Source organism: Novosphingobium sp. HII-3 (genome assembly GCF_002916655.1).
GTDB lineage: Bacteria > Pseudomonadota > Alphaproteobacteria > Sphingomonadales > Sphingomonadaceae > Novosphingobium > Novosphingobium panipatense.
In genome coordinates this window covers 1-4,640 of record NZ_PPSM01000059.1, presented here as the reverse complement: position 1 = coordinate 4,640, position 4,640 = coordinate 1, and the positions used below count along the sequence as shown (strand labels likewise).

The window sequence follows — 4,640 nt, the reverse complement described above, 5'->3', positions numbered from 1 at the left end:
GTGATTACTTCGGCGTATTTCTTGGAGAGGTCGAAGAGGTTTGCCTGGTGTGGGCGTTCGTCGCGCTCGCCGCAGGCGTCTGCGACCACGAGGGGGACGAAGCCGTTCTGCAGGGCGTCGAGGGCGGAGGCTCTTACGCAGCCCGAGGTGGAAAAGCCGGTGATGAAGAGGGTGTCGACGCCCATGCTGGTCAGCGTCGCGGCCAGCGAAGTGCCGAAGAACGCGGAGGCGTACTGCTTGGTCACCACGACCTCGTCGGCCCGCGGCTGCAGCGTGTCGGGGAAGGCGCCGAGGGGTGAGCCTTCGAGGAATGCCTCCAGCGCCGGCACCTTCTGGTAGAACAGCCCGCCGTCCTTGCCGCCGGCGCGGTAGACGACGTTGGTGAAGATCACCGGCACGCCCGCTGCGCGCGCCGCGTCGGTCAGGCGCTCGCACGAGGCGAGCGCCGTCTCGAAGCGCGGCGAATAGAGCGGCTGGCCGGGCGTGAGATAGGCCACGACCACGTCCACCAGCAGTAGCGCCGGCTTCTTGCCGGGCTGCAGAGCCCCGCCGAAGCCGCCGCGATTGTAGTCCTCGAGGAGATCGCTCATTCGGCCGCCTCGGCCAGTTCCACCTCATCGCGGTTCCACATGGGCGCCCTGGGGGCGGGCAGGCTGGTTTCGGCAAGGCAGTTCTTGCGCAGCGTCTCGATGTCGGGGCCGAAGTCGAACACGCCGATCTCGCCGCGCTCGGCGCGCAGCTTGTCGCGCAGCGCCGTAGTCGCGGCTTCGTCCACCGCGCCGCCTGTGATGACGACGCCGTAGTCCTTCGCGCCTTCGACGGTGACAAGGCCCTGGCCGATTTCCTTCAGCACCAGCGCCGGGTCACGGTCGAGCGGGTCGCCCCAGCCACCCCCGCCCCAGGTGATGAAGTGCAGCACGTCGCCGGCTTCCACGGGATAGTCCTCCAGCTTGTTGCCGACGACGATCTCGGTGCCGTCCGCCTTGACCAGCAGCTTGCGCGCGCGCTTGCCCGGGTGACCGCCGTTGACGCCCCAGGGCGGCACGAACCAGCGGTCGTCGTGAATGGCGATCACGCCCGGCTCGAGGAAGCGGTAGACCATGTTGATGCCGTTGCCGCCGCGGTGAAGGCCCGCACCGCCCGAATCCGGCACCGTCTCGTACTTCTCGATGACGAGCGGGAAGTAGCGCTCCAGGAACTCGTTGGGCACGTTGGTGAAGCCGGGGAACAGCGAGTGCCCGTCCGGCCCGTCGCCGAGCGGACGGCCGGGAATGCCGCCAAAGCCGATCTGGAACAGCTGGAACCACTTGCCCGCCTTGTCGGTGCCCGCATAGAACAGGTGCGGCGAGGAGGAGAAACCGGCAGCGTTGAGGAACTCCGGCGTCTTCTGGCCTAGGAGACCGCCCAGAATGTCGAACAGGCGCCCCAGCACGTGGGTGCGGCCCGAAAGCGCGGCCGGGAACCTGGGCTTGAGCAGCGAGCCTTCCGGAATGCGTACGTCGATCAGCGGATAGTACCCGTCGTTGAACAGGATCTGCGGATCGAAGACCATGATCATGTAGATGCCGAAGAACATGCGCATCATGTTCTCGTTCAGGAACATGTTGATCGAGGCCTGGCTCTGCGGATCGGTGCCGTCGAAGTCGAGGACGACGCGCGTGCCCTCGGGCCCGTTCTCGCGCCACATGGTGCACTTGATCCTGTAGGGGCCAAAGCCCATGCCATCGTCGCAGATGTAGTCCTCGAACGAGACCTTTTCCTCGCCGATCGAGGTCTCGATCAGCTGCTTCATGGCGCGGTAGTTGCGATCGAGCAGCAGGTTGGTGGCCGAGACGAACACGTCGTCGCCAAAGCGCGTCGCCATTTCCACCACGCGGTGCGCGGCGACACGGCAGGAGGCGATCAGCGCGTTGAGATCCGCCTTGCACCACGCCGGAGTGCGCGACTGGTGCATGACCAGCTTGATCAGATCCTCGTTGTACTCGCCCTTCTTCCAGATCTTGACAGGCGGGATGCGCACGCCTTCCTGGAAGATCTCGGTCGCGTGGATCGGCATCGATCCCGGGACCATGCCGCCGATGTCGCTCTGGTGGCCGAACATCGAGGTATAGGCGATCAGGCGCCCGTCCTTGAACACCGGCAGCAGCACCAGCCAGTCGTTGCAGTGGCTGATCGCCCCGCCGACCGAGTAGGGGTCGGACAGGAAGATCATGTCGCCGTCTTCCACGGTGCCGTCGAAGCCGTCGAGGAACGGGCCGATGTAGGAGCCGAACTGGCCCACGATCATGCGGCCCTGATGGTCGGCGATCAGCGGGAAGGCGTCGCCCTGCTCGCGGATGCCGGGCGACATGGCGGTGCGCACCAGTGTCGCGTCCATCTCGACGCGGGCGTTGCGCAGCGCGTTCTCGATGACCTCGAGAGTGACAGGGTCGATATCGACCTTGTGGAAGGGCGTGTCGTTAGCCTGGATGATACGTGCGGGCATGGGTCTGCTCCCCTCAGGCCAGGTTGATCAGAATGTTGCCGACCGCATCGACAGTGCCGACGCAGTCGCCTTCGATGAGCGTGGTCGAGTCCATCTCGGTGACGATGGCCGGCCCCTTGATGACGTCGCCCGCGCGCAGCTTGGCACGATCGTAGATCACCGCCGGGGCCATCGCGCCGTTGTACCACAGTTCATGGTCGCGCACCTTGGCCTCGCTCGGATCGCCGTTGCCTTGCGCAAGGCGCAGCGCCTCCAGTTCGAGCAGCGGCCCCAGCGCCACGGCGCGCAGGTTCACCAGTTCGTGTTCGGTGTCCATGTTGAAGGTGAACAGGCGCTCGTGCTCGGCATCGAAGCGCGCCACGACGCCGGCGAGGCCGTCGGCCTTGAGCACCTCGGGGCTGATCGAGAGCGGCACTTCGAAGGCCTGGCCCTCGTAGCGCACGTCCAGTTCGAACTGCACGGTGACGTCGCCTGGCGCGATGCCCTCGGCGGTCAGTTCCTCGGTGGTCTGCGCGGCCATTTCCTCCAGCAGCGCGATCACTTCGGCTTCCTCGGTCTCGGAGAAGCGCTTGGAGAACGAGCGCGCGGTCTCCGTGCGCATGCGGGTGGTGGCATCGCCCAGCGCGCACAGCACGCCCGGCGAGACCGGCGAGACCGCCGGCCACGAACCCATCAGCCTGGCCACGGCATTGACGTGCAAGGGGCCGGCGCCGCCGAAGCCCATCACCGCAAAGTGGCGCGGATCGTAACCCTGCTGCACCGAAATCATGCGCAGCGCGCCGAACATGTTCTCGTTGACGATATCGATGATGCCGCGCGCGGCCTCCATCAGGCCGATGCCCAGCTTGTCGGCGATGGTCTGCACCGCCGCCTTGGCGCCTTCGCGGTCAAGCTTGAAAGTGCCGCCCAGCAGGTTCTCGGGCAGGTAGCCGAGCACCACGTTGGCGTCGGTCACGGTGGGCAGGGTGCCGCCCTTGCCGTAGGCCACCGGCCCCGGCACCGCGCCCGCCGACTGCGGGCCGACGCGCAGCGCGCCGGTCAGTTCGGGCACGTAGGCGATCGAGCCGCCGCCCGCGCCCACCGTCTTCACGTCAAGCGCCGAAGCGCGAACCGAGAGGTGGCCGACTTCGGTGGTGCGCACGCGGCGCGCCTCCAGGTTCTCGATCAGCGCAACGTCGGTCGAGGTGCCGCCGACGTCGAGCGTCAGGATGTTCCTGATCCCCGCGTTCTTGCCGACCCACAGCGCACCTGTGACCCCGCCCGCCGGACCCGACATGAGCAGCGCCACGGGCTGTTCCTCGGACTTCTCGGAGGACATGAGGCCGCCGTCCGAGCGCAGCAGCGAAAGCGAACCGGCCATGCCGCCGCCGCGCAGGTTGTCGCGCAGGTTGCGCACGTACTTGCCCACGACCGGGCGCACCGCTGCATTGGCGACGGTAGTGAGCGTGCGTTCGTATTCCTGCATCTCGGGCAGGACGACGTGGCTGAGCGAGATCGGAACGCCGGGCATGATCTGCGCCGCGAGCTCCGCCACCCGCTTCTCGTGCGCGCCGTTGAGGTAGCCGTTCATCAGGCTGACTGTCAGCGCTTCGACGCCCTGGCCTTTGAGCTTCTCCAGCGCGGCACGCACGCCCGCCTCGTCGAGCGGGCGGATCTCGCGCCCTTGCGCATCCATCCGCCCTGCCACTTCCACCGTATCCTCAAGCGCGGCCAGCGGCTCGGGCTTGGGCCACACGATCCACCCGGCAAGTCCACCGGGCACGAACGAGCGGGCAATCTGCATGACCTGCCCATAGCCTTCGGTAACAACAAGGCCGACCCTCGCCCCCTTGCCTTCCAGCACCGCATTCGTCGCTACCGTGGTGCCGTGCAGAAAATACTCGATGTCCGCCGGCGTGATCCCCGCCTTCCCGCACACCGCACCAAGCCCGTTCAGGATACCTTCCGAACTGTCATGCGGGGTCGAGGGCGTCTTGTGCCGCCAGAACGAGCCACTGCGTTGGTCAAGCAGCAAAAGGTCGGTGAACGTACCACCAACGTCCACCCCCAGGCGATAAGTCATGAACCCAATCTCCGCTTCAATCCCCCAATAGCAAGCATCGCAGCACCAACAGAAACAGACCCCTGAAAACGAATGATCAACAGGCGGAGAGGC

The 4,640-nt window shown here is 66.5% G+C and carries 3 protein-coding genes; all 3 read right to left on the bottom strand.

Annotated elements, in window-relative coordinates; genetic code table 11:
* Positions 1–590 (bottom strand): isochorismatase family protein (locus tag C2R25_RS17260; RefSeq protein WP_103730398.1); only part of this gene is annotated, 590 nt, incomplete at its 3' end.
* On the bottom strand, positions 587–2,485 hold the full coding sequence (locus C2R25_RS17255; RefSeq protein WP_103730397.1) for a hydantoinase B/oxoprolinase family protein: 1,899 nt from the start codon (positions 2,483–2,485) through the stop codon (positions 587–589). The genes C2R25_RS17255 and C2R25_RS17260, both read right to left, overlap by 4 nt.
* A 13-nt stretch (positions 2,486–2,498) precedes the next feature.
* A complete protein-coding gene (locus C2R25_RS17250; RefSeq protein ID WP_103730396.1) occupies positions 2,499–4,547 on the bottom strand; it encodes a hydantoinase/oxoprolinase family protein in 2,049 nt (682 codons plus the stop codon).
* Positions 4,548–4,640 lie beyond the last annotated feature (93 nt).